Source organism: Campylobacter gracilis, from assembly GCF_001190745.1.
Classification (GTDB): Bacteria; Campylobacterota; Campylobacteria; order Campylobacterales; family Campylobacteraceae; genus Campylobacter_B; species Campylobacter_B gracilis.
Genome location: NZ_CP012196.1, coordinates 1610427 through 1633863 on the forward strand (window position 1 = coordinate 1610427; position 23437 = coordinate 1633863).

General features: G+C 47.1%; 16 protein-coding genes, 1 tRNA gene and 3 rRNA genes. 6 read left to right on the plus strand and 14 right to left on the minus strand.

The features are described 5' to 3' along the window. Positions 1 to 107: 107 nt before the first annotated feature. The 5 genes from CGRAC_RS12950 to CGRAC_RS08055 form a co-directional block, all read right to left on the minus strand. Positions 108 to 611 (minus strand): ComEA family DNA-binding protein, encoded by a 504-nt coding sequence (locus CGRAC_RS12950; RefSeq protein WP_069435688.1) that lies wholly within the window; start codon positions 609 to 611, stop codon positions 108 to 110. A gap of 1199 nt (positions 612 to 1810) precedes the next feature. After that, a 5S ribosomal RNA gene (gene rrf, locus CGRAC_RS08040) occupies positions 1811 to 1927 on the minus strand. Positions 1928 to 2339: 412 nt separating this feature from the next. Continuing rightward, positions 2340 to 5887, minus strand: a 23S ribosomal RNA gene (locus CGRAC_RS08045). A 653-nt stretch (positions 5888 to 6540) separates the two neighbouring features. Continuing rightward, positions 6541 to 6616 (minus strand) — tRNA-Ala (locus CGRAC_RS08050). Between the two features lie 338 nt (positions 6617 to 6954). Beyond that, positions 6955 to 8467: ribosomal RNA gene (locus CGRAC_RS08055) — 16S ribosomal RNA — on the minus strand. Together the 16S, 23S and 5S rRNA genes with 1 tRNA gene alongside form the textbook arrangement of a ribosomal RNA operon. A 772-nt stretch (positions 8468 to 9239) precedes the next feature. Here CGRAC_RS08055 and CGRAC_RS08060 point away from each other — a divergent pair. Both CGRAC_RS08060 and CGRAC_RS08065 read left to right on the plus strand, forming a co-directional pair. Beyond that, positions 9240 to 9764, plus strand: a complete 525-nt coding sequence (locus tag CGRAC_RS08060) for a DUF4149 domain-containing protein (protein ID WP_005870113.1) — start codon at positions 9240 to 9242, stop codon at positions 9762 to 9764. Continuing rightward, positions 9754 to 10149, plus strand: a complete 396-nt coding sequence (locus CGRAC_RS08065) for a YbgC/FadM family acyl-CoA thioesterase (protein WP_005870115.1) — start codon at positions 9754 to 9756, stop codon at positions 10147 to 10149. Before CGRAC_RS08060 ends, CGRAC_RS08065 begins: the two co-directional genes overlap by 11 nt. Before the next feature lie 473 nt (positions 10150 to 10622). On the opposite strand, the gene CGRAC_RS08070 is transcribed toward CGRAC_RS08065, so the two are convergent. The 6 genes from CGRAC_RS08070 to CGRAC_RS11985 all read right to left on the minus strand — a co-directional run bounded on the left by CGRAC_RS08070 (position 10623) and on the right by CGRAC_RS11985 (position 15807). After that, positions 10623 to 11279 carry a uracil-DNA glycosylase family protein gene (locus tag CGRAC_RS08070; protein ID WP_005870118.1) on the minus strand — a complete coding sequence of 219 codons (657 nt, stop codon included), beginning with the start codon at positions 11277 to 11279 and terminating at the stop codon, positions 10623 to 10625. A 7-nt stretch (positions 11280 to 11286) separates the two neighbouring features. Continuing rightward, positions 11287 to 12087, minus strand: coding sequence for a peptide chain release factor N(5)-glutamine methyltransferase (gene prmC, locus CGRAC_RS08075; protein ID WP_040303606.1), 801 nt, complete (start codon positions 12085 to 12087; stop codon positions 11287 to 11289). Next, on the minus strand, positions 12074 to 13282 hold the full coding sequence (locus CGRAC_RS08080) for a M48 family metallopeptidase (RefSeq protein WP_005870121.1): 1209 nt from the start codon (positions 13280 to 13282) through the stop codon (positions 12074 to 12076). Before CGRAC_RS08080 ends, prmC begins: the two co-directional genes overlap by 14 nt. A gap of 5 nt (positions 13283 to 13287) precedes the next feature. Then, a complete protein-coding gene (gene abc-f / locus CGRAC_RS08085; RefSeq protein ID WP_005870123.1) occupies positions 13288 to 15240 on the minus strand; it encodes a ribosomal protection-like ABC-F family protein in 1953 nt (650 codons plus the stop codon). Positions 15241 to 15480: 240 nt separating this feature from the next. Continuing rightward, complete coding sequence (locus tag CGRAC_RS11980) at positions 15481 to 15642, minus strand: hypothetical protein (protein ID WP_005870126.1); 162 nt, start codon at positions 15640 to 15642, stop codon at positions 15481 to 15483. Further along, positions 15643 to 15807: a hypothetical protein gene (locus tag CGRAC_RS11985; RefSeq protein WP_005870127.1), complete on the minus strand. Its 165-nt coding sequence runs from the start codon at positions 15805 to 15807 to the stop codon at positions 15643 to 15645. On the opposite strand from CGRAC_RS11985, the gene CGRAC_RS08090 reads away from it, so the two are divergent. Further along, entirely contained in the window at positions 15797 to 16432 is a 636-nt protein-coding gene (locus CGRAC_RS08090; protein WP_005870128.1) for an alpha/beta hydrolase-fold protein, read from the plus strand. The genes CGRAC_RS11985 and CGRAC_RS08090 overlap by 11 nt on opposite strands. Positions 16433 to 17235: 803 nt before the next feature. Here the strand turns inward: CGRAC_RS08090 and CGRAC_RS08095 are convergent. Continuing rightward, complete coding sequence (locus CGRAC_RS08095) at positions 17236 to 17859, minus strand: hypothetical protein (protein ID WP_005870133.1); 624 nt, start codon at positions 17857 to 17859, stop codon at positions 17236 to 17238. 33 nt (positions 17860 to 17892) lie between these two features. Continuing rightward, the gene (locus CGRAC_RS08100; RefSeq protein ID WP_005870134.1) at positions 17893 to 18879 is read right to left on the minus strand and encodes an amidohydrolase family protein; all 987 of its coding nucleotides are present in this window, start codon (positions 18877 to 18879) and stop codon (positions 17893 to 17895) included. Positions 18880 to 19097: 218 nt separating this feature from the next. Here CGRAC_RS08100 and CGRAC_RS08105 point away from each other — a divergent pair, with 218 nt between their 5' ends. The 3 genes from CGRAC_RS08105 to CGRAC_RS08120 all read left to right on the plus strand — a co-directional run bounded on the left by CGRAC_RS08105 (position 19098) and on the right by CGRAC_RS08120 (position 22635). Then, positions 19098 to 19538, plus strand: coding sequence for a GNAT family N-acetyltransferase (locus CGRAC_RS08105; protein WP_005870135.1), 441 nt, complete (start codon positions 19098 to 19100; stop codon positions 19536 to 19538). 302 nt (positions 19539 to 19840) lie between these two features. Further along, a complete protein-coding gene (locus tag CGRAC_RS08115) occupies positions 19841 to 21163 on the plus strand; it encodes an MATE family efflux transporter (protein WP_005870137.1) in 1323 nt (440 codons plus the stop codon). Beyond that, entirely contained in the window at positions 21139 to 22635 is a 1497-nt protein-coding gene (locus CGRAC_RS08120) for a M48 family metallopeptidase (RefSeq protein ID WP_005870138.1), read from the plus strand. The genes CGRAC_RS08115 and CGRAC_RS08120 overlap by 25 nt, the downstream gene beginning before the upstream one ends. A 174-nt stretch (positions 22636 to 22809) precedes the next feature. Here the strand turns inward: CGRAC_RS08120 and CGRAC_RS08125 are convergent, their stop codons facing one another. Further along, entirely contained in the window at positions 22810 to 23250 is a 441-nt protein-coding gene (locus CGRAC_RS08125; protein WP_040303620.1) for a hypothetical protein, read from the minus strand. Between the last annotated feature and the right edge of the window lie 187 nt (positions 23251 to 23437).

Sequence of the window (23437 nt, forward strand, 5' to 3'; positions counted from 1 at the left end):
CAATAGAAATGATTAGAAAAGAATACAACTATAAAAAGTTTATTAAATTTCATAAACAAAGGGAGAAGCTCGATTTACGCTCCTCCCTTTATTTTATATATTCTTTCTTATTGTTCTTTCTTAGATTTTTTGACCTTCCTACCAGAAGCCTTAGACGATCCCTCTTCTTTAGCTTCGTCTTTCAACTTAGCCGTAGAGTTTTTTACTTTACCATCCTCATTCATAGCTTTATCCATGCTATCATCCATTTTCTCTTGCATCTTTTCCGATTTGGTATTTGCTTTAGCTTTAGCAGATTTGGCGGTATCTTTAGCTTTTTTACTTGCTTTTTGCTTTACGGATTTTAGATCACTTATATCAGTAGTGCCGCTTACGGCAAGATCATCTTTAATAAGCTCAAATCTCTTATCGCCTATGCCTTTAATGTTTTTGATATCCTCGATATCTTTAAATTTATTATCCTTGCGGTAATCTATAATAGCCTGAGCTTTTGCCTCTCCGATACCGGGAAGCGCCATAAGCTCCTCTTTGCTTGCGGTGTTTAAATTTACGGCTGCTAGCATAAATGCAGGAAGCGATAGAAATAATGCGGATTTAAATAGGTTTTTCATTAAAAGTCCTTTAAGATTGAGATATTTGTATTGCCAAATAAAACGTCTCTATTAGCATTGAGAGCTTTTACATACCTATCCCATGTCTATGCTTTAGAATGGATATACCGCCCATATAGCTATTACGCTATCTTGCAATACGGTAAGGATTATATTTGTAGCGGGCTTAAAGGGAGATAAAATTTAAGAGATATATTGAAATTTTATCTGCTCCGATCGTTTTATTAAATAAATACGTTAAATTTTAGCTTGATCTTAAAAAGCGGATAGGCGATAAAGCTAGATAGATTAAATTTAATACTGGGTTGCTTTTTGGCAGTCGCTCCACCGCTAACGGATAAAGCTAGATATATTAAATTTATACGACTCTATCGGTTTGAAGCATGCTTTTTATAGCTTGGATAAAGCTAGATATATTAAATTTATACTGCAAACATTGAAACGAGATTTGGATTTAAATCATGTAAAAAGCTAAGCGGCGGTATTTATGAAATTTAGTCCTACCTTACCGCACACGGAGGCTTTACGAGCGATGTTAGACGCATACGGCGAAGGGATGCTGGTGTTATGAGAGGCACGAATGCTTTACGTGCAAAGCTAGACGAACAATCTTCATAAAATTTAGCCGCATTCATAAGCTTCTTTTGTGTGGCATGCTTTTTACGGGCTTGATTTTTAATAGGGTTTTATCTGCTTATGGGACGTTTCATTATATTAATTAACAATGCTTGCCAAAGCTTTATTTGGCATCTAGTTTAAATCATACACAAAGCTTTATAAGTGCCGGCGGCTTCATAATTTAGATATAAAAGTGCAGCAATGTATTAAAAACGAACGAACGTATAAATCATAAATGAGGCTAAGAGAGGTTAGAATAAAGATCGCACCATAGAAGTTAAAAAGCAAACGCAACAGATAGTATTAAAAAACGATACGAACAAGCAAGTATTATAGAAAAATTTCAATCCGTATCATTTTTCACTCAATATAAGTCAAATTTAATGCAGAGTTTTGAGATTTTGTATTGATGGAGGGCTAGATTTAAAATTTGTATTTACAGAAGGTTCTAAAATCCTAAAGATATTATAGAATTTTAAATTTATCAAGCAATATTTATTGGCTAAAAGAAGCGATAAACTAAAGATGCCGGAATAGAATTTAAATTGAAAATTGTATGGAAAGTTATGGAATTTTAACAAAGCCTGCAGCGACCTACTTTCCCCGTCCGAGTAACGGATAGTATCATCAGCCAGGACGAGCTTAGCTTCTTGGTTCGAGATGGAGCAAGGCGTTTCCTCGTCTGTATAGCCACAGGCAGTGTTAAATAAGGGATTGTCTTATTGTTTGATAGTAAATATCTTGCGAATACGTTACGAGCTTTAGCCCTGTTGTATACGAGCCTTACTCGCTCCTGCCTGTTCGCCTCATATCAAAAATACTTCGTAATCTAACTTGGATTAATCGTAGATTACGGATATCTTTTATAATCTCTTATTTAACACTGCGTTCATCGTTAAAGTCAGATCTTGTTTTATAAAAACAAAGGTTGATAAGGCATAGTAAAAATTTACTATTTCGAATTGAGAACTAATTTTTTGCTAGGCGAGGCAAACGAGCAAAGACGAGGGAGCATACGTATGGTATGTGACCGAAGTCTGCAGCGAAGTTTAACGAAGCATAGTGAAAAATTAGGAATCAATTTTATCCTTAACAAGGAAGTAATGCTTAAAAGATAAGCAAACGAGCTATTAGTACCGGTCAGCTAAAGGACTTTCATCCATTACACATCCGGCCTATCAAACTAGTAGTCTACTAGAGCTCTTAAAAGAAGATTCATCTTGGAGTCGGCTTCGAGCTTAGATGCTTTCAGCTCTTATCGCATCCCGACTTAGCTACCCGGCGGTGCTCTTGGCAGAACAACCGGTACACCAGTGGTCGGTTCAACCCGGTCCTCTCGTACTAGGGTCAACTCTCCTCAATCTTCTTACGCCCACGGCAGATAGGGACCGAACTGTCTCACGACGTTCTGAACCCAGCTCGCGTACCGCTTTAAATGGCGAACAGCCATACCCTTGGGACCTGCTCCAGCCCCAGGATGCGATGAGCCGACATCGAGGTGCCAAACCTCCCCGTCGATGTGAGCTCTTGGGGGAGATCAGCCTGTTATCCCCGGGGTACCTTTTATCCTTTGAGCGATGGCCCTTCCACACAGAACCACCGGATCACTAAGACCGACTTTCGTCTCTGCTCGACGTGTATGTCTCGCAGTTAAGCTGGCTTTTGCCTTTATACTCTGCAAGCGATTTCCAACCGCTTTGAGCCAACCTTTGTAAGCCTCCGTTACATTTTGGGAGGCGACCGCCCCAGTCAAACTACCCACCAGACATTGTCCTACCTAAGGATAACTTAGGCTAGTTAGCTACCCGAATAAAGAAGAGTGGTATCTCAACAATGGCTCATCGTAAACCGAGATCTACGACTCAAAGCCTCCCACCTATCCTGCGCATCTTTATCCAAGTAGCAGTGTCAAGCTATAGTAAAGGTCCACGGGGTCTTTCCGTCTTGCCGCGGGTAGGAGGAATTTTCACCTCCACTACAATTTCACTGGATCCCTCTTTGAGACAGCTCCCATCTCGTTACGCCATTCATGCAGGTCGGTATTTAACCGACAAGGAATTTCGCTACCTTAGGACCGTTATAGTTACGGCCGCCGTTTACTCGGGCTTCGATCAGATGCTTTGCGTAAGCTAACATCATCAATTAACCTTCGAGCACCGGGCAGGCGTCACACCCTATACATCCTCTTACGAGTTAGCAGAGTGCTGTGTTTATGGTAAACAGTCGGGAGGGACTCTTTGTTGTAACCTTCTTCGCTTACGAAGTAAATTCTTAACGAAGCTAGGCACACCTTATACCGAAGATACGGTGCTATTTTGCAGAGTTCCTTAAAGAGAGTTCTTCCACGCGCCTTAGAATACTCATCCCACCCACCTGTGTCGGTTTACGGTACGGGCGATATCAGCTAAACTTAGAAACTTTTCTCGGCTCGATAGTATCATGGATTCTTCATCTACTCCGAAGAGCGTCAGAAGCCTTTCAGATCTCGGATAAAGAGTTACGGATTTGCCTATAACTCAACCTACTTCCTTAGACTAGCACTTCCATCCGCTAGCTCCACTAACTTTAAGCGTCCTTCCGTCGCACACTGATATCGGTATCGGAATATTAACCGATTTTCCATCGCATACCCCTTTCGGACTTTGCTTAGGACCCGACTAACCCTACGATGACGAGCATCGCGTAGGAAACCTTGGGTTTACGGCGAATACGATTCTCACGTATTTTATCGCTACTCATGCCTGCATGCTCACTTCCAACCGCTCCACCGCTCCTTACCGGTACGGCTTCGACGCTGATTGGAACGCTCTCCTACCACTTGCACTTAATGATTTATACTTTTCTTGCGGCTTTGTTCAAATTTAAAACTTAAGATATTTAAGAATTTATCCGATGTCTTAAAGTTGTGCTTATCTTTCTTCGCCTCTTGGTTGTTCAATTTTAAATATCAAAATTGGGATTTTAAAATTCTAAGAAATTTTAAAATCAACAAAGTTCGAAATCTTTAAAATTTGAATATAGAAAGCGAAGTATTTTGGACGAGAAATTAATGTTGTGAAGATTTTTTCGATTGAGATAAGGCTTTTAGCCTATCGATTGAGAAAAAATCGAACTCATTAATTTATCGCCAAAAGACGAGCTAGTATAAATGATTAAGTGCAAGTCTAAAGCTTCGGTACTCATTTTAGCCCCGTTATATTTTCCGCGCAAAATCACTAGACCAGTGAGCTATTACGCTATCTTTAAAGGATGGCTGCTTCTAAGCCAACCTCCTGGTTGTTTCAGTAACTTCACATCGTTTTCCACTTAAATGAGATTTGGGGACCTTAGCTGTTAGTCCGGGTTGTTTCCCTCTTGACGACGGATTTTATCACTCGCCGCCTGACTGCCGTGGTTACGCTATAAGTATTCGGAGTTTGATAGGGTTTGGTACATTGGTGTATGCCCTAGCCCATTCAGTGCTCTACCCCTTATAACTACTACACGACGCTATACCTCAATATATTTCGGAGAGAACCAGCTATCACGATGTTTGATTGGCCTTTCACCCCTATCCACAAGTCATCCGGAGCCTTTTCAACGGCCGTCGGTTGGGTCCTCCACCGGCTCTTACACCGGCTTCAACCTGCTCATGGATAGATCACATCGTTTCGGGTCTGCAGCATCTGACTAATCGCCCTATTAAGACTCGCTTTCGCTACGGCTCCGGGTTTCCTTAACCTCGCCAGACACCACAACTCGCAGGCTCATTATGCAAAAGGCAGTCCATCACACTGTGGATCTGTTTCAATACTAATCTTGGATCGCCTTATCTTGTTTGATTTAAATTTTAAATTTGATCTATTTAAATTTAATCTACGGTTTGAAATTTTGATTTTAAAAGTTCTATCTCTCTTTACTTTTAAAATTTCATCCGCATAGAATTTATAAAAACAAGATATACCCGCCCAAAGGCGCGGTATTTTGGATGAGAAATTAATGTTGTGAAGATTTTTTCGATTGAGATAAGGCTTTTAGCCTATCGATTGAGAAAAAATCGAACTCATTAATTTATCGCCAAAAGACAAGCCGTCTTTAATATTCAAACAGACCCACATAGTGCTCTGAATGATTGTAAGCAAACGGTTTCAGGTTCTATTTCACTCGGCTCACCGCCGTTCTTTTCACCTTTCCCTCACGGTACTTGTACGCTATCGGTCTAGTAGTAGTATTTAGGGTTGGATCGTGGTCGACCCGGCTTCAGACAGGATTTCACGTGTCCCGTCCTACTCAGGATACCGCTAAGTAAGGATGTGATTTCATATACGGGAGTATCACCCTCTATGCCCAACCTTTCCAGATTGTTCTATTATCAGATCCTAGTCTATGTTGCGGTCCTACAACCCCACTAGTAAACTAGTGGTTTGCCCTCTTACGCGTTCGCTCGCCGCTACTAGCGTAATCTCTATTGATTTCTCTTCCTGCGGGTACTTAGATGTTTCAGTTCCCCGCGTTGGCTCCATTAATGGTAACACATATCGCTATGTATTGGGTTGCCCCATTCAGAAATTCCCGGATCAAAGCCCCTTGACGGCTCCCCGAGACTTATCGCAGTCTGGCACGTCTTTCATCGCCTCTACTAGCCAAGGCATCCACCGTTCGCTCTTAGTAGCTTACCTTTTATATATTTTTTACTTCGCAGACCGGCAAAGCCGCTCTTTGCGACGGGGAGCTTCGCTCCCTCGACCCACCTAAAGCACAGCAACGCTTTCGGCGTTGCCGTAAAATTTCTATAAAAGAAATCATTTAGGATTAGATTCGTAAAAAATACTTAGACTATTTTTATTTATATATTCTAATTCGCATTACTTCCTTGCTAAAGATAAAACCGATCTAACTAGGCATTTAGTTTACGGATAAGAGCTTTTAAATATGCCCTATCTTTAAAGCCGAAGCGTTAAATTTATTCTATAGTATTTGATTAACTCGAATTAAGACGGAAAGAGATCAAACTCATAAAGTAAGTTAAGCTCTATAAGCGTGTATTGATCTTAGCTTTTAGCTTTGGATAACATAAAAAGCTAAAGGCTTGGCATCACTTCGAATAATCAAAGCTTTAACAAGTCCTGTAAAATTGTTTTATTAAAACTTGATTGTGACTTTAACAATGGTACTTTAAAGAACGTTTAGGCTAAACCTAAATAGAAAATTTTAAGTTATGGCGGCTTGATCAAATTTGTTAAATTTAACAAACCAAATCTGTTTGGATAAAACCGAGTTAAAATTCTCTATTTAGATCTAACGTCGAATTAAATATGGCGCAAATATCTTATGGTGGAGAATAGCGGGATCGAACCGCTGACCTCCTGCGTGCAAAGCAGGCGCTCTCCCAGCTGAGCTAATTCCCCATCTTCATTTATCTTTTTCCTTATACTTCGTTAGTTTTACAAAAATCGGCGTCGCGTATATCTAATACGCTGCTTGATTTTCTTAAAACTTCCTCGTCTAAGAAAAAAATCTAAACAAATCTATTTTAAAAATATAAAATAAATTGTATTAAGCAATTAATTCTTACTTCAATATATTAAGGAAAATAGCCTATAAAATACAAGACTAAAATTTTAATCTTGTCCGTCAATCTCTCAAACCTAAACAAGCTCGATTGAGCATGCTTAGAGCTAAGCATAAGCTAGCGCTAAGACTTTATGATAGATACCTTGTGAGAGGATATCTATTTGTACTCTAGAAAGGAGGTGATCCAACCGCAGGTTCTCCTACGGTTACCTTGTTACGACTTCACCCCAGTCGCTGATTCCACTGTGGAGGGTAGCGAATTTCGCATTCCCGCTTCGAGTGAAATCAACTCCCATGGTGTGACGGGCGGTGAGTACAAGACCCGGGAACGTATTCACCGTAGCATGGCTGATCTACGATTACTAGCGATTCCGGCTTCATGGAGTCGAGTTGCAGACTCCAATCCGAACTGGGACATATTTTTTAGATTTGCTCCATCTTACGATATTGCGTCTTATTGTATATGCCATTGTAGCACGTGTGTCGCCCCGGACATAAGGGCCATGATGACTTGACGTCGTCCACACCTTCCTCCTCCTTACGAAGGCAGTCTCATTAGAGTGCTCGGCCGAACCGTTAGCAACTAATGACGTGGGTTGCGCTCGTTGCGGGACTTAACCCAACATCTCACGACACGAGCTGACGACAGCCGTGCAGCACCTGTCTTAACATTTCTGCAAGCAGACACTCTTCCATCTCTGGATGATTTGTTAGATATCAAGTCCGGGTAAGGTTCTTCGCGTATCTTCGAATTAAACCACATGCTCCACCGCTTGTGCGGGTCCCCGTCTATTCCTTTGAGTTTTAATCTTGCGACCGTACTCCCCAGGCGGTATACTTAATCCGTTAGGTGGATTACTGCCGTGACTAGCACAGCAACAACCGGTATACATCGTTTAGGGCGTGGACTACCAGGGTATCTAATCCTGTTTGCTCCCCACGCTTTCACGCATTAGCGTCAGTTAAGTTCCAGCAGATCGCCTTCGCAATAGGTATTCTTCTTGATATCTACGGATTTTACCCCTACACCAAGAATTCCATCTGCCTCTCCCTTACTCTAGATTATCAGTTTCCCAAGCAGTTTAACGGTTAAGCCGTTAGATTTCACAAGAGACTTGATAATCCGCCTACGCGTCCTTTACGCCCAGTGATTCCGAGTAACGCTTGCACCCTCCGTATTACCGCGGCTGCTGGCACGGAGTTAGCCGGTGCTTATTCGTTAGGTACCGTCATTATTCTTCCCTAACAAAAGGAGTTTACGCTCCGAAAAGTGTCATCCTCCACGCGGCGTTGCTGCGTCAGGGTTTCCCCCATTGCGCAATATTCCCTACTGCTGCCTCCCGTAGGAGTTTGGACCGTGTCTCAGTTCCAATGTGACTGATCATCCTCTCAGACCAGTTACGCGTCATAGCCTCGGTAGGCCGTTACCCCACCGACTAGCTGATACGATATAGTCTCATCCCTTGCCGAAATTCTTTCCCGATTTATCTTATGGTAAAAAGGAGTATGGAGTATTAGCAGTCATTTCTAACTGTTGTCCTCCAGCAAGGGGCAGATTAGCTATATATTACTCACCCGTGCGCCACTAAATTTAAAAGAGCAAGCTCTCTTAAATTCCGTTCGACTTGCATGTATTAGGCACGCCGCCAGCGTTCACTCTGAGCCAGGATCAAACTCTCCATATTTATACTTCTCGCAACGGCAAAGCCGTTACTGCGAGCGGGAGCTTTCGCTCCCTGTACCCACCTAAAGCTACAAAGATTTGCAAAAAACAAGTTTTTCACAAATCATAAATTTCTAAGAATAGCATCAAAAACCAGAGTTTGGCTCAGGTTTTATTCTGCGTCTTAAATTTAATCTATGATTTAAACTCTTTATACTTATACAGGTAGATACGATTATGAAGTTTTTAATCTAAAAACATTATGTTTGTAACATTGTTTTTATGAACTTAAATCCTTTAATGGATCTAATCCATAGGCTCAATCGATCACTTGTTTAGATTTCAAAGATTGACTTAAAGATATTTGTTTTTAACAGTTAAAATTTTAAAAAACGCGTTCGCTAAAAGGCTAAAACTACTAGGACTTAAGAGTTAAGAAAGCAGGTTCGGCTCGGTGCGAAACAGAATTGTGATTATACAAGAGTGATGCTTAAAGGGGGCTGAATAAGCAAGAGAAATTTTAAAAAACGATTTTGGAAAATTTTATAATGAAATTTTATGCTTAACGCGCCTGGCACAAATTTCATCTCCAGCCTCCGTAAAAATTTTATAAATTTTGCAAACGACCGCATCCAAACTAAAATTTCATTATACCGCGATATGCCGTAATATCGCGACCGCCGACCGCGCCCATTTGTCCAAAAACCCACTTGCAAAACACTTAAGCGCACGATTATAAGATTTCGCTATAATCACGTCCGATTTAAAATTTATCAAAATTTAAAAGGATTTCTATGCGCGCAATTTTTTCTATCTATATCTTCATCATCGCAGCCCTTATCGGCATCGAGCTCTCGCTCGGCGCACTCGTCGCACCCGTGGTATTTTTCCCGCAGCAGATTATCGGAGAGGGCGTGCTATCGCACTTTCAAAGCGGCAAGCTAATGAGCGAGATCTTCGTAAAATACGGCGGTATCCTCATCGCAGTCTCGATCATCTGCCTCGTTTTTGAGATGATAAATTTCAACAACAACAAATCGCAATCCTTTCGCTTGCGCCTTTCTACCTTGATGCTGACGCTCGTAAATATCATACTTGCCCTGCTTTTCGTGCTTTACTTTACCGACTACGTCATAAATGCCCAAAAGATCGGTGCAGAAGCGACGATGACGCCGGAATTTGCCCAAATCCACGCGGCTAGCGAATGGTGCATGAAACTCATCATCGTATTTCAAACAGTGCTGTTTTTCGCAAAAATCCTCCCCGCCCTCGCCGCGAAAAAGGTAGCACCGGAGCAAAGCGCAGCCGATGCAGATTAAAATTTACTACGAAGATACCGACGCGCAGGGCATCGTGTATCACGCCAACTACATAAAATTTTGCGAGCGGGCGCGCAGCGAGGCGCTTATGCAGGCGGGAGTGGACTTCGCGCGCGCGGACGCACACTTCGTGGTTAGCGAGCTTTGCGCTAAATTTCTCCGCCCCGCGCGCCTCGGCGATACGCTTGAAATTAGTACGAGCCTAGCCGCGCTTAAAAACGCCAGCGCCCTTTTGCGGCAAGAAATTTATAAGATCAAAGATATTAAAAACATGGATTTCAGCGAGCTTTTATACGCGCAGGACGTAAAAATCGCCTTCGTAAAAGAGGGCAGGCCGATCAAATTTAGCGCCGAAATTTTAGAATTTTTCAAATCTTTGAGATAAATTTATTTCACGAGTTCAAATTTACCTAGTCGTGCGGTTCAAACATAGCTCAGACCGGCTTTTTGGCGTAAAATCCAAGAATACGCAGAGCTCTTAGGCAAAATAAAATTTGCAGGCTAGATAAAATTTTACGACACAAAATTTCGCTCGGCATTGAGGTTCAAATTTAACGCTACGCCACGACATTAACCCCTCACGCGCCCGAGATAGAAATCAAAATGAAATATCATAATTTTGCAATGGCGTTAAATTTTACCTTGCCCCGCTCCGCCGCTTTATGAAATTTCTCGCCTTTAAATTTAAACCCGCGCAGATCGAGTCTGTGTTTTGCCTCGCTAACCCCGCTCGTCCGTGAAATTTAAGCAGGCTAAATTCGCCCCGTCCGCTCGCACGCCGCAATGAAAATCGCGGCGTGCGCGCAAAAAGCTGCGCACAAAATCAAAATAGCACGCAAAGAAAGCGCCAAATGCGCCTCACAGCAGCCCTTTTATCTTTTGCAGATCCTCTTTGAAAAGCTCCGCCTTGCTCGGATTTTGCGCGATGAATGCGGGATCGAAGCTCGGCACGAAGCTAATGCCGCCCTCGTTAAAGACCGAGCCGTGCAGCACGTCCATGCCCGCTAGATCGCCATTTCGTAGCACGATTTTGCAGCAGAGTTCCCCTAGGCAGAGCACGATTTTGGGCTTTAAAATTTTGATTTCATCGGTCAGATAGGGCGCGCATTTTAAAATTATTTCCGAGCTTATGCGCCTATTTTGCGGCACCGCGCACCTTATCAGAAAGCTAAAATAAATTTCTTTTGGCGCGCAAATTTGATCTAGCGCCGCTGCCACTTCAGCCTCCAAACCGCAGCCAAAACCCTCGCTAGAGCTAGGCGCGAGAGCTACGATCATAAGTTTTACGTTCGCGGGAGTTTTAAAATTTTTGATAGTTTTGAAATTTTTAAAATTTTGCTCGCTAGAGCTCGTGCGCGTTTTAGCAAGCTCGCAGAGATTGCACTCGGCGGTAGCGGATTTTAGCGCGTCCAGCGCCTTGAAAAATCGCGCGCCGCCGCTTAAAATTTCGGCGCTTACGTAGCGGTAGCCGAACGCTTTGTAATAAAGCAGCCTGCGTAGTTGCGAGCTTTGCACGGCGCGCCTACGATCTGTTTAAATTTCGCGCGACGAATCCGCGATCAAACTGCGCCAAATCTTTGTAAAATTCCGCTCTAAAGCCCTGCTCGCGCAAAAACGCCGACAAGCTCTGCTTTTGATCGTAGCCCATCTCGCAGGCTAGAAATTTTGCGCGCCGTGCGGCGATCAGCACGATGCGTTTTAAAATTTCATCCCCCCTCTCGCCGCCAAATAGCGCCTGTTTCGGCTCCTGCAGCACGCGCGCGTCCAATGTGTAGGAGTTTGCGATGTAGGGCGGATTTGAGACGATGAGATCAAACTCGCCCGCTATCTCATCCGCGTAGGCGCAGTGCACAAACTCGACGTCCGCGCCTGAGCTTGCGGCATTTGCGCGCGCCACCTCAAGCGCATCCGCGCTGATATCGCTAGCCGCGATGCGGCAAGAAGGAAGGAGTTTTTTTAAGCAGATAGCGATTATGCCGCTGCCCGTGCCGATCTCGCAAATGCGCGGCTCGCCCAAGCTCTGCGCCAAAGCAAGCGTCTTTTTTACCAAAATTTCGGTCTCGCAGCGCGGTATCAGCACCCGCTCGTCGACGTAAAATTTAAAGCCCATAAACTCGCAGCTTTGCGTGATGTATTCAAGCGGGCGACCGTCTTTGAACTCGGCTATCTTGACGCGAAATTCCGCTTCATGCGCGAGCTCTTCCGAGCATCTTAGCACGAGCTGCTCGTCACTAAGTCGCTCACAGAATTTTAAAATTTCGCGCGCGACGTATTTCGAGCCGCACTGCCCCAACCCCCATCTTAGCGCCTCAGCGATCCTCATCAAGCTCTCTTATGCGCTCATACAGGCTCGGGTGCGAATGATACACCGCGGCGTAAATTTTATGAGCGATCGGAAACGCCTTATTTTCGCTGCCCAGTTTCTTTAGCGCGCCGATCATGCTCTTTTTATCCTGCATGCTCGCGCCATGTCGGTCCGCGCTAAATTCGTGCATGCGGCTAAGCTTGGAGATCACCGGCTCAAAAAACGCATGCAAAATCGGCGCAAACAAAATCATAAAAACCAGCGTCGCACCGCCGTCCGCGTTAAGTCCTAGCGCGCCGAACACGCCTGCGGGGAGGTTCCCAAATACCGCGAACGTCGCGCCCAAAAGCACGAAGCTAAGCGCTAAGCCTTTCAAAATGTCGCCGTGTTTGAAATGCCCGAGCTCATGCCCTAAAACGGCTAGAATTTCATCCTCGCTAAGCTTTTCGATGAGCGTGTCGAAAAGCACGACCTTTTTCGTCGCGCCGAAGCCGCCAAAATAGGCGTTTAGGCGCTTGTCGCGCTTGCTCGCGTCGATCGTGAAAACGCCGCTACTTTTAAAGCCGCAGCGCCGCAAAAGCTCCTCTATGCGCTCTTTTAGCTCGCCTTGCTCTAGCGGCTGCATCTTATTAAACAGCGGCGCGATAACGGTCGGATAGATCAGATTTATCAGTAAAACTATGCCGAAGCTTAGCAAAAAGCCCCAGACCCACCAGTGCGCACCCAGGCTATTTACGCAAAAAACGAGCGCAGAGGCTACCGCAAAGCCAAAAATTAGCGTGAGCGCGAGCGATTTTAGCGCGTCTTTTACGAAAACGGCGGGCGTTATCGTGGAAAAGCCTAAGCGCCTGTCTTTGACGAAGGTTTTGTAAATCTCAAGCGGAAGCGATATCGCGCCGCCGATGATTAAAAACGCCGTCACAAAGCAGCTCTGCGCAAAAATCCCGTCGCCCGTTAGATCATATATCGCGCGCTGTAACGCGCCCGCGCCCGCAAGTATCCAAATAAGCACCACCACAAAAGAGAAGCAGTGCGAAAATATATTAAATCTTAAATTTACCGCGCCGACCTCGCCCGCCTTGCGATAATCATCCTCGTTAAGCACCACCGCAGGCTCTTTTAGCTTGGCGCGGATGAAGCTTAGTTCGAGCAGATCAAGCGAAATTTTATAAATCGTGTAAAGCGCATATAAAAAGATCAAAAACCAAACCATCGCGCCTACTTTAGGCTCTCGGCAAGCGAAAGCACTTCGTAATATTCATTTTCCATACTGTTTAACGTTCCTCTTTTTTCTTCAAGTTCTTCAAAAAGCCCCTGCATACCGAGCTTTTGATAAATTTCAGGCGTCGAAAGCGCGTGATTTAGCTCCTTTATGCGCGCCTCGATAGCCTCGATTTTAGCGGGATACTCTTCTAAAATTTTATTCTGTTTGTAGCTAAGCTTCGCAGTGCTCGTTTTTTCCTTTTTGTTTTCGCGGCCGCCTTCGTCCGCGCTCGCGCTCGCGCCAGCGTCGGCTTCGATCTGATCAATCTCCGCCATCTCGTCTTCAAACTCCAGATACTGCGAATAGGGCATTTGAATTTGATCGATCGTGCCGTTTTTTTCAAAAACCCAAAGCTTATTCGTGATCTTATCGATGAAATAGCGATCGTGACTTACGATGATTACCGCGCCTTCAAAACTTAGCAGATAGTCCTCCAAAATATTGATCGTTGCGATATCAAGATCGTTCGTCGGCTCGTCCAAAATCAAGCAATCGTACTGCTCGGTAAAGAGCTTGGCAAGCGCCAGACGGTTCTTTTCGCCGCCGCTAAGAACGCCGACGGGCTTATCCAAAAACTCCTTCGGAAACAAGAAATTTTTCAAATACCCATATACGTGCATGTAGCTGCCGCGGACGCTTATGTGATCGCCGCCGTTGGGACAAAAAATTTCGATTATGCTTTTATCGTCCGTGATACCGCTTCGGGTCTGATCGAAGTAGCCGATCCTGATCTCGCCGCGTTTGATCTCGCCCGCATCGATCTTACTGCGACCGAGTAAAATTTTAAGCAGAGTGCTTTTACCCGCGCCGTTGACGCCTACGATGCCGATGCGCTCGCCCTGCAAAACCCGCGCCGAAAAGCCTTTAAAAAGCACCTTGCCGTTTAAAATTTTACCGATATTCGTGCATTCAAAAAGCATCTTTTTGCGATTGTCGCCGCCCGTGCCGTTAAAGCTCCTGCTCGCGCGCTCCAGCTCGAGCCGCACGCGACGGATCGCGCCCGGATTTTTCTTCGCATCCTGCCTCATCTGCATGATACGCGCCTTGCGCCCTTCGTTGCGCTTTAGGCGCGCCTTTACGCCGCGGTGCAGCCACTCCTCCTCGGCACGCAGCTGTTTAAGCAGCGTCTCGTGGGACTTTTCGAGCGAAGCAAGCATCTCCTGCTTGCGCCTCAGATAGTTCTCATATCCGCCGTCGAAATTTGAAATTTTACCCTCTTCGATCTCGATACTGCGCGTCGCCAAGCGGTCGATGAAGTAGCGATCGTGGCTGATAAAAACGATCGTCTGCTTCGAGCTAAGCAGCATGTCCTCTAGAAATTTCACCATATAGACGTCGAGGTGGTTCGTGGGCTCGTCCAGCAGCAGCACGTCGGGCTTTTTAAGCACCAGCGCACCCAGCGCCACGCGACGAATTTCGCCGCCGCTAAGCGTGCAGACGGAGCGGTTTTCGTAAATTTTAAGTCCGAAATTTTGCAGCACCTGCTCGATCTTATTATCGATCTGCCAGCCGTCCTTGGCCTCGATAAATTTTATCAGCTCGTCTTGGCGCGCTAAAAGCTCCTTGTTTTCGGGCTGGGCGGCGATTTCGCTCGAGATCGCGTCGTATTCGCTAAGGGCGGCGTAAATTTCAGCTAGCTCCCTTCGCAGCGCGTCTTTGACCGAGAGATTTTCGTCAAATTTAGGCGTTTGAGCGAGCATCTGGATGTTTAGCCCGTTTTGAGTGATCACGCGCCCCTCGTCGGTCTCGCACAGACCCGCAATTATCTTCATCAGCGTGGATTTGCCGCCGCCGTTTTTGCCGATCACGGCAACGCGCTCGTTAGCGTCCAGTGCGAAATTTACGCCGTCTAAAACGACATGAGAGCCGAATTTTTTCGTAACATCGATAAGCTCGATCAAAGCCAATTTTAAGTTCCTCTAGTGTTAAATTCGGTGATTTTACACAAAATTCTATTAAATTTTAATAACTTTTAAAGGTTTAGCGATGCAAAGTTTGGAATTTAACGGCCTGCGCATAGAAATTTTCGCCCCGCATGCGCCGTCTTTTGCGTCAGCTACGCGTGCGCAGCCTCTCAAATCCACGCCGGATATCCTGCTCGACGCCTCTGCATCCGCGCAATTTGTATCATCTGAGCTTCTACCGTCTCACACATCCGCACGGGATGATCCACCCGCCGTTTCGTTCGGTCTGTCCGCGCAAGCTACTTCACCTGAGCCTCCCGCGTCTGCAGTACCGAATACACCGCTCGTTACGCCCATCGCGCCCGCTTCGCCCTCCTCTCTAGCCGCGCCTAAGGCACAAGCCATTCAATCCGCTGCGTCGTCCGTGCTAGATATTAGACCAGAATTTACGGCGACTACCGACTCGATTTCGTCCGCGTCATCGATGCTGAATACAGTGTTCGCAACGTCCGCACGGGCCGCCGTGCCTGCGCCGCCCTCTGCCGAAGAGGCTACGTCCGTGCCGATCATCTACCTGCACGTCTTGGACTTTGGCGCGACCGGCACGGGCGAAATTTACGAGTTCGTCTCGCGACAAAGCGACGTGGATTTCGTGCTCACAGCGGTCTATCTAAACGAGGCGCAGTGGGGCGATAAGCTTAGCCCGTGGGCGGCAAAATCACCGTTTAAGGGGGTGTGCGATTTCGCAGGCGGCGGCGCGGAGCACTTAGAAAAATTTACGGACGAGCTGATCCCGCGTATCGAGCGGCAGGTATTCGGCGCAGGAAAGCCTGCGTGGCGAGCGTGCGCGGGATACTCGCTGGCGGGGCTTTTTAGCGCGTATGCGGCGTTTGCGAGTGATAAATTTCAAAAGATCGCCTGCGTCTCGGCATCGTTTTGGTTCAGCGGCTTTGATGCCTTCGTCGCCGCGCACTCGCCGCAAAGGGGGCTGGCGCACGTCTACGCGTCCTTAGGCGAGGCCGAGATGAACCGGAAAAATCCGCGCGGAGCACTCTGCGGCGAGACGGCGCTAAATTTCATCGCAAAATGCCGCGGCGCTGGCGCAAAAGCGGAGTTTGAGCAAAATCCGGGCGGGCATATGCAAGATGAGATCGCAAGAATTTCAAAGGCGATTTTAAGCCTCGTAAATTCCTAAAATTCGGGGGAAATTTAAAATTTCGCGGGGCGACTGTCAAGCGACAGTCGCGACAAAACAAGCGCTGCGAGAGATTGAAACAAATGAGCCGAAAGCGGCACGAAGCGTAAATTTAAAGCAAGCCGCCGCTAGAATTTCTCGCGCAACGGTTTCTCGCGCGATGCAATGAAATTTAAAACAAACCCGCATTAAAATTTTATAGCGCAAGCAGTGCAAAAAGAATGGTGTATCGCGATGCAGCGCGAATAGGACAACACGTAGTTGGTATTTTATCGGCTTTGATAAGTGAGATATCGTTTGAGCGTAAATCATACGATGCGGTATCAATGCGGCATAGGCGGCGCAGTGTATGCGGATTTCAGGCGGGATGTCGCTAAATTTTTGCAGGTTGCGCTAGCGGTTTGAAACTTAAAACGAGCCGTCGTTGTAAAATTTAAAGCAAATCGTGTCGCGGCTAGGATTTAGCGTGCCTGCAAGCTAAATTTAAACAGCAGCGCGCCGCGTATGATCTCGCCGTTTCATTTAGTGTAACTGCTAGCTAAATTAAATCACTGAAATTTCAAGATTTGCGCTGCGCCAAAGAGTGCTTTGATACTACGATACGTGCTGCTCGGTTTAAATTTTAATTTAGCGTCGGGCGGGCGGTTAAACGGCAGGCGCGATAAAAGGGGTGCTGCGAAATATTTTCAACAACCCTAAAATATTCGCAATAACAGCAAAAAATTCTCGCAAAATCTCCGTAATAAGGGTAAAAATTCCTACAAGAATTCCCGCTAAAATTTCATACGAAGCCGCTGTAAAATTTATTTGCGTTTGATGCCGTAGCCGTAACGGTCCACGCATATAAAGCCCGTAGTAGCGCCTCCGTCGCGCGCCATCACCACGCCGTCTACGGCAAATCTATCATCGCAGCCGATCTCGTAGTCTTTTTTCACCGCCTCGTCCGCTGGGTCACCAAAAATCTCGTAAAATTCCGAGACAAACCCGTCTTTGTAATAAATAGCGGTTTTGCCCTCGCCCTCCCAGATGCTTACACCCACGGCATTTGCGCTTTTTGCTTTGGCTTTGAGTTCATTAAAAGTCCCAAAATCCAAGCCTATGATTTTTAAAACAGCGCGCTCGTTCGTCTTTTCGTCTATACTATAAAAACTCGCACTTTGGTTTTTGTTTTTATTCACGGCTCTCATGCTTGAGACCTCGTCGCCATTAAAACGGATGTCAAAAGAAACTCCCTCGGGCTTTATCTCGCGCGCAAAATCGCGCAGGGCTAAAATTTGAACGCGGTTCCGTTCGTAATTTTCCGCTAAACCGGACTCCGCAAAGAATAATTTGTAAATTAAAAATCCCGCAGCTGGCACAAGCGCAATGCCTACGAGAAGCTTAAATAACCTAAAAATTTCCGAGAAAAAATATTTTATAAAATTCACGCCCGCTTCCTAAATTTCATCGAATTTCGCCGTCTACGCAAAGGGCAGAATTTTTTTGTAGTTACTCCACAGATCGCTCTGCTCGCCGAAATACGCAAGCAGTCCGCGCGCGTTGCGATCGAAAGGGTTGGGCTCTTTATGCAGCGCGATACGCTGCGACAGGCGCAGATCGTAGGTGTTGTATATCGCAGAATACGGCACCGGAAAGTCCGAAGCGTAAAGCAGGCGCGAGTGCACGTCCGTTTGGCTCGCCAGATGCGGCAGAGCCTTGGCGCGCACCGGCGTCATCAGCGCGGAAACGTCGGCGTAGAGGTTTTTGTGCGTGCGCAGAAGCGCCAGAAGCGCGAAATAATCGTGTCCGAAATTTCGCGGGCGGCGCGAGAGCGCACGAAAAATATGCGAATACTCGTAGTTAATCGCCATGTGTGCGCACACCGTCGTAACGCCCAGCTCAAGCGGCGCATAAATCATCTCCAGCGCCTCGCAGCGGCGAGTGCTCGGCACCGAGCTTTCGTTGCCGACGTGGATCACCAGTGGCAAGCCTAGCTTGGCGAGCTTTTCAAAATACGGCACGTAGCGAGGTAGCCTCGTATCCAGATCCCAATAGTTTTGTAAAAATTTCGCCCCCTTAAATCCTAGCTCGAAGCAGCGATCGATCTCATCTAGCGCGTCCGCTCGCTTTGGATTGATGCTAAAAAACGGCACGATGAGATCAGGGTTTTTTTGATAAATTTCAAACACGCTGTCGTTGTCCGCGCAGACAGTCTTATCGCGATGGATTAGCTCGCCCGCGTCGCTAAATTTAGCATCCACGCCGAAAAGCACCGCCTTTTTAACGTATTTCGAAGCTCTAAGCCCGCCTAGAAGAGCGTCCACATAGGCTTCATAGGGCTCTTTGATCGCGCGCGATACGTCTATGCCGAAGCGCCTGCCGAAAAGGCGCAGCGCGAGCCTGTCGTAAGGGCGATCGAAGCGCACCTCCTTGCTTAGCAGATGGACGTGAAAATCAAGCGTTTGCATCGGGGATCCTTGGGAAAATTTTGCCGAGTTTATATCAAATTGCGGTAAATGGTTAGAATTTTAAATTTGGGTTTAAATTTACGCACCGCGCCTTGCCTCGCCTTTAAATTTTAAAATTTAAACCTCGCCGCAAGAGCCGCTAATTGATATTTAATGCCGTTTTAAAGCTACGGCGATATACTTGCGATTTGAAAAGCTATTTCAATTAAGGAGCGAAGATGGAGTTTGAAATTTTAGAAAATTCCGCCGATTTTAAGCCTAGCGATCTGAATGAGATAATGGTATCGATCGGCTGGGATACGGAGCAAAACGCAGCCTCCGTGCCGCCGCACGAGACATACAGAGTGTGGCGCACCTATGATTACGTGGCGATCGCCAAAACGCAGGGCAAGACCGTGGGGGTGCTGGAGGCGTTTTGCGACCGCGACAACTTCGCTACGAGCTATCTTTACTGCGTGATAGTTCATAAGGATTATCAAAGGCGCGGTATCGGCACGGCGCTCGTGAATGCCTTTAATAAACGCTTTGCGCACACTACCACCTTTGTCGTTACCCCTCTGCACAAGGCTGAGGGCGCCGGAGAATTCCTACAAAAGTGCGGCTTTAAGGACGCGTCGGAGCACTTCACGGTTCATATGAGGAAGCGAAATTCGATCTAGCGGAAAGTGAAATTTACTCCAACCGGCATAAATTTAATAAAATTTCACGCGACTTTTAAATTTTAAATCGCGTGGAATTCTGCGCCGTCTTTTTACCCCTTTACTACAGATCGCTGCGCGAGATATGCGGCTACGTATGCTCTCGCTCCTCCGCGATAAATCGCCGCATATTTGCGCACGGCGCCGTAAATTCTAATTTTACGCATGTCGCGCGGCGCGCTAAAGAAACTCCGCTCGCCCCCTGCGCAAAAGCAAACCTAAAAGAATTTTCGGCTACAATTTCCCGCAAATAAAGGCAAAATATGAAAGAAATCTCGCTACTAAGGCTCTCGCTCGCAATCTACATCGATATGTTTTTGCGCCTAGTGACCACGTTTATCAACACCTACATGATCTCACGCGTGGACGTCTCGCTAGTAGGCGCGCTGGGGGCGGGCAACGAGATATTTTTGCTCTTCATCACCGTTTTTGGCTTCCTGGCCGTGGGCTGCTCGGTACTCGTAGCGCAGGCGCTCGGGGCGAAAAACAAAGTCCTAGCGATGCGCGCGATCCACACAAGCATCGCATTCAACGCGCTCGTGGGGCTTTGTAGCGGCGTTTTCGTCTTTAGCTGCGCGCCGTTTTTGCTGCACGCGCTGCAGGTGCCCGCCGAGCTTTTGAGCGAAAGCACGATCTATCTTAAAGTCATCAGCATCGTCTTTGCGATAGACGCCGTCGCGATCGTGCTTAGCGCCATCGTGCGCGTTTACGGATACGCAAATTTCATCATCGCGGTCTCCGTGGTGATGAATCTAGTAACTCTCGCGGGCAACTACGTCGTGCTATTTAGGCCGTTCGGACTGCCGTACTACGGGCTTGAGGGCATCGGCGTGAGCACGATCGCGGGGCGCATGATCGGCGTATTTTTATTCTTCCTCATCATCACGAAGGTGCTAAAGATAAAATTTTACCTAACGATGTTTTTAAAGATCAAGCTCGCCACGCTGCGTAAAATTTTATCCGTAGGGCTTCCGAGTGCGGGCGAAAACATGCTGTGGATCGTGCAGTATCTAGTCGCCTTCGCCTTCGTCGCGAGCATGGGTGAGGCGAGCCTTACCGTGCAGACGATCTATTTTCAAATTTCATCATTCATCTTCTTCGGCGGAAGCGCGATCAGTATGGCAAACGAAGTGATCGTAGGTCGCCTCGTAGGCGCCGCTAAGCCGCAGGAGGCGTACCGGCACACTTTTACCGCGCTGCGCTTTGGCCTTGGAGCGACGGCGCTTTTCGTCGCGATCGTGTTTTTAGCGCGCGAGCAGATCATGGAGCTACTGAGCCTAAGCGAGGCGCACAAGCAGGTCATGCGGCCGCTTTTTTACCTAACGCTGGGGCTTGAGTTCGGACGGACGCTTAATATCGTCTTCGTAAACGCCCTGCGTGCAAGCGGCGACGCGAGGTTTCCCTTTGCGATGGGCGTGATCTTTATGTGGGGCGTCTCGATCCCCGTGGGCTGGCTTTTGGGTATTCATCTGGGGTATGGAATTTTGGGCGTTTGGATCGGGTTTTTCTGCGACGAGTGGCTGCGCGGCAGCGCGAATACGGCGCGATGGATAAGTAAAAAATGGCAGAGCAAAAAGTTAGTCTAAATTTGCTAGGCTTACCGATCAGTCTGCGTTTTAAGCGGATGAAATACGCGCGCATCCGCATTAGCAAGGACTGCGAGATCAGCGTCAGCGTGCCGCGCTCCTACACCGCGGCGCAAGCGAAAGACTTCATCCTAAAGCACGAAAGCTGGATCCGCCAAACGCTAGAGCGGCTGCGAAGCAAGCTCTTAGCAAGCGATCAGGTTAGAATTTTAGGCAAAATTTACAAGCTAAAATTTAGCCGCGAGGTCGGGCTCGGCACAAACTGCGGCGCGAATGAAAGTTTAGGCGATAGCGGCGTGCGGGACTGCGTGGATGACGGTGCGAGTAGCGGCGCAGGCGGCGTAAATTCAGCTCATTTACAAAGCGGCGCAGGCATAAGCGGTAGCGGCGTCAATGGCGGCGATATGAGAGGCAGCGCAAATAACGGCACGGGTGGCATGAATGACGGTGCGGGCGGCGGCGCGGGAAGTGAAATTTCAAAATTTCACTCGGGTGGGCGCATCTCGCAAAGTGACACGGCAAGCGAGGATTTTAAATTTAACCTACCTGGCGATGCAGCGCAAGGGCTCGCGCAACAGAGCAAAATGCGGCAAAGCGGCGGGTTTATAGATACAGCGGCGCAAAATGGCGCAGCGGACGCAGATTTGGAATTTAATCTCGCGAGAGAGGACGCAAGCCTGGAAAGCAGCGAAAATTTAAAATTTAACCCAAATGCTTTGGGCGCGCGGGGGCAAAATTTAAATCGCGGCGGCGCACAAAATTTAGCGGGCGATGGGTTTTTCAAATCGAGCCGTATCCAGACAGAAGCGCTAGAGCAAAACGGCGACGGGCCTGTAGATACCGCGGCGCAAAATGTTTTCGAACAATCCCGCAACGAAATTCTAAAATTTCACTTGGGTGGGCGCGTTCCGCAAAGCAATGATGCGAGTAAATTTAACTCCACCTCAAGCGGCGAAATTTTAAAATTTAAACCTATCGCGGGTGAAGGAATTTCAAAATCCGCGAGCGAAAACGCGCCGCAAAATGTAGCACAAAGCGCGCAAGCGGCGGAGCGCGACGAGCCCGATTTTACGATCAAAAATTTTATCCGAAGCTCTAAATTTAAAGATAAAATTTTCATGTCACGAGACGTGATCTTGTGCGAGAGCGAGGGCGAGTTTGCGGCGTTTAAAAAGGCTTTTGCGCTTGAGATTTATCTGCGCTATATCGCGAAGCTTTCCCCGCAGATAGGCCGCAAGATCGCGCGAGTGCGGGTGCGCAAAATGCAGACGCGCTGGGGCAGCTGCAACCACGCAAAGGGCTATCTCAACTTCTCGCTAAGCCTGATAGAGCGGGATCCGCGCTTCGTCGAATACGTCGTGCTGCACGAGCTCGCGCACCTCATCCATGCAAACCACGGAGCGGATTTTTACGCGCTCATCGCGCAGATCATGCCCGATTTTAGGGCACGTATCAAGCTAGGCAAGGGCTAGTTCGCGGACGGAGCGCCTGTTTAAATTTCACGCCGCTGCGGCACAATCTTTGCAGTCGATAAATTTCAACCGATCTTTCACTCCTCTTTCGCCCCACGTCGTAGCAGGCCGCAGCCAGTCCGAACTCGCGCGGCACAGTCAGCGAAATTTCGCAAATTTTCGCGGGCCAAAACGCTAATCTAAAGCCACAAATTCCACGTATTTCTCCATCGCAACCAGCAGGAGCCAGCGCGCGGTAGAGCTGAAAAAATAGTGGTGTTCGGGGATCTGCTCCATTATAAATTTTAAAAAATCGTAAAAATATTCGGGCGCAAATTTAACCTCGGCACTCGTTAAGCTATCGCCCAGATAGCAGATTTCGCCGCCTAAAATCCTTGCTTTTACCGCAGGATTTGCGTCTATGAAGCTTCTGGCATCAGCAAAGCTCAGGCAGTCCGCGGTCGCATAATCTTTTAAATTCCGCAAGACGGGCTTGGAGCCGACGAAGGCGAAATTTTCCTCTATAAATTTCACTCCGCCCTCGCTCACCTGCCAGCGATCGCCCAAGCTCGATAAAAACGCAAACATCTCATCGTCTGCGGATCTGAAATTTGCAGGTCCGTTTTTGCGATCCATTTTCGTCCTTTTTAAATTTGTAGTCACTTGCTGTGCGCGAACCGCTCCGAGCCGTCGTTTAACGTCGCAGTAGCATTCAAAGACCGCTGCAGACGCGGATAAAATTCTACTCGCAAGCATTATCGCATAAAATCGCCGCGCAGTGTTCGCAGCGATCAAATAGACGGCGCTTAGCAAACGGCGGCTA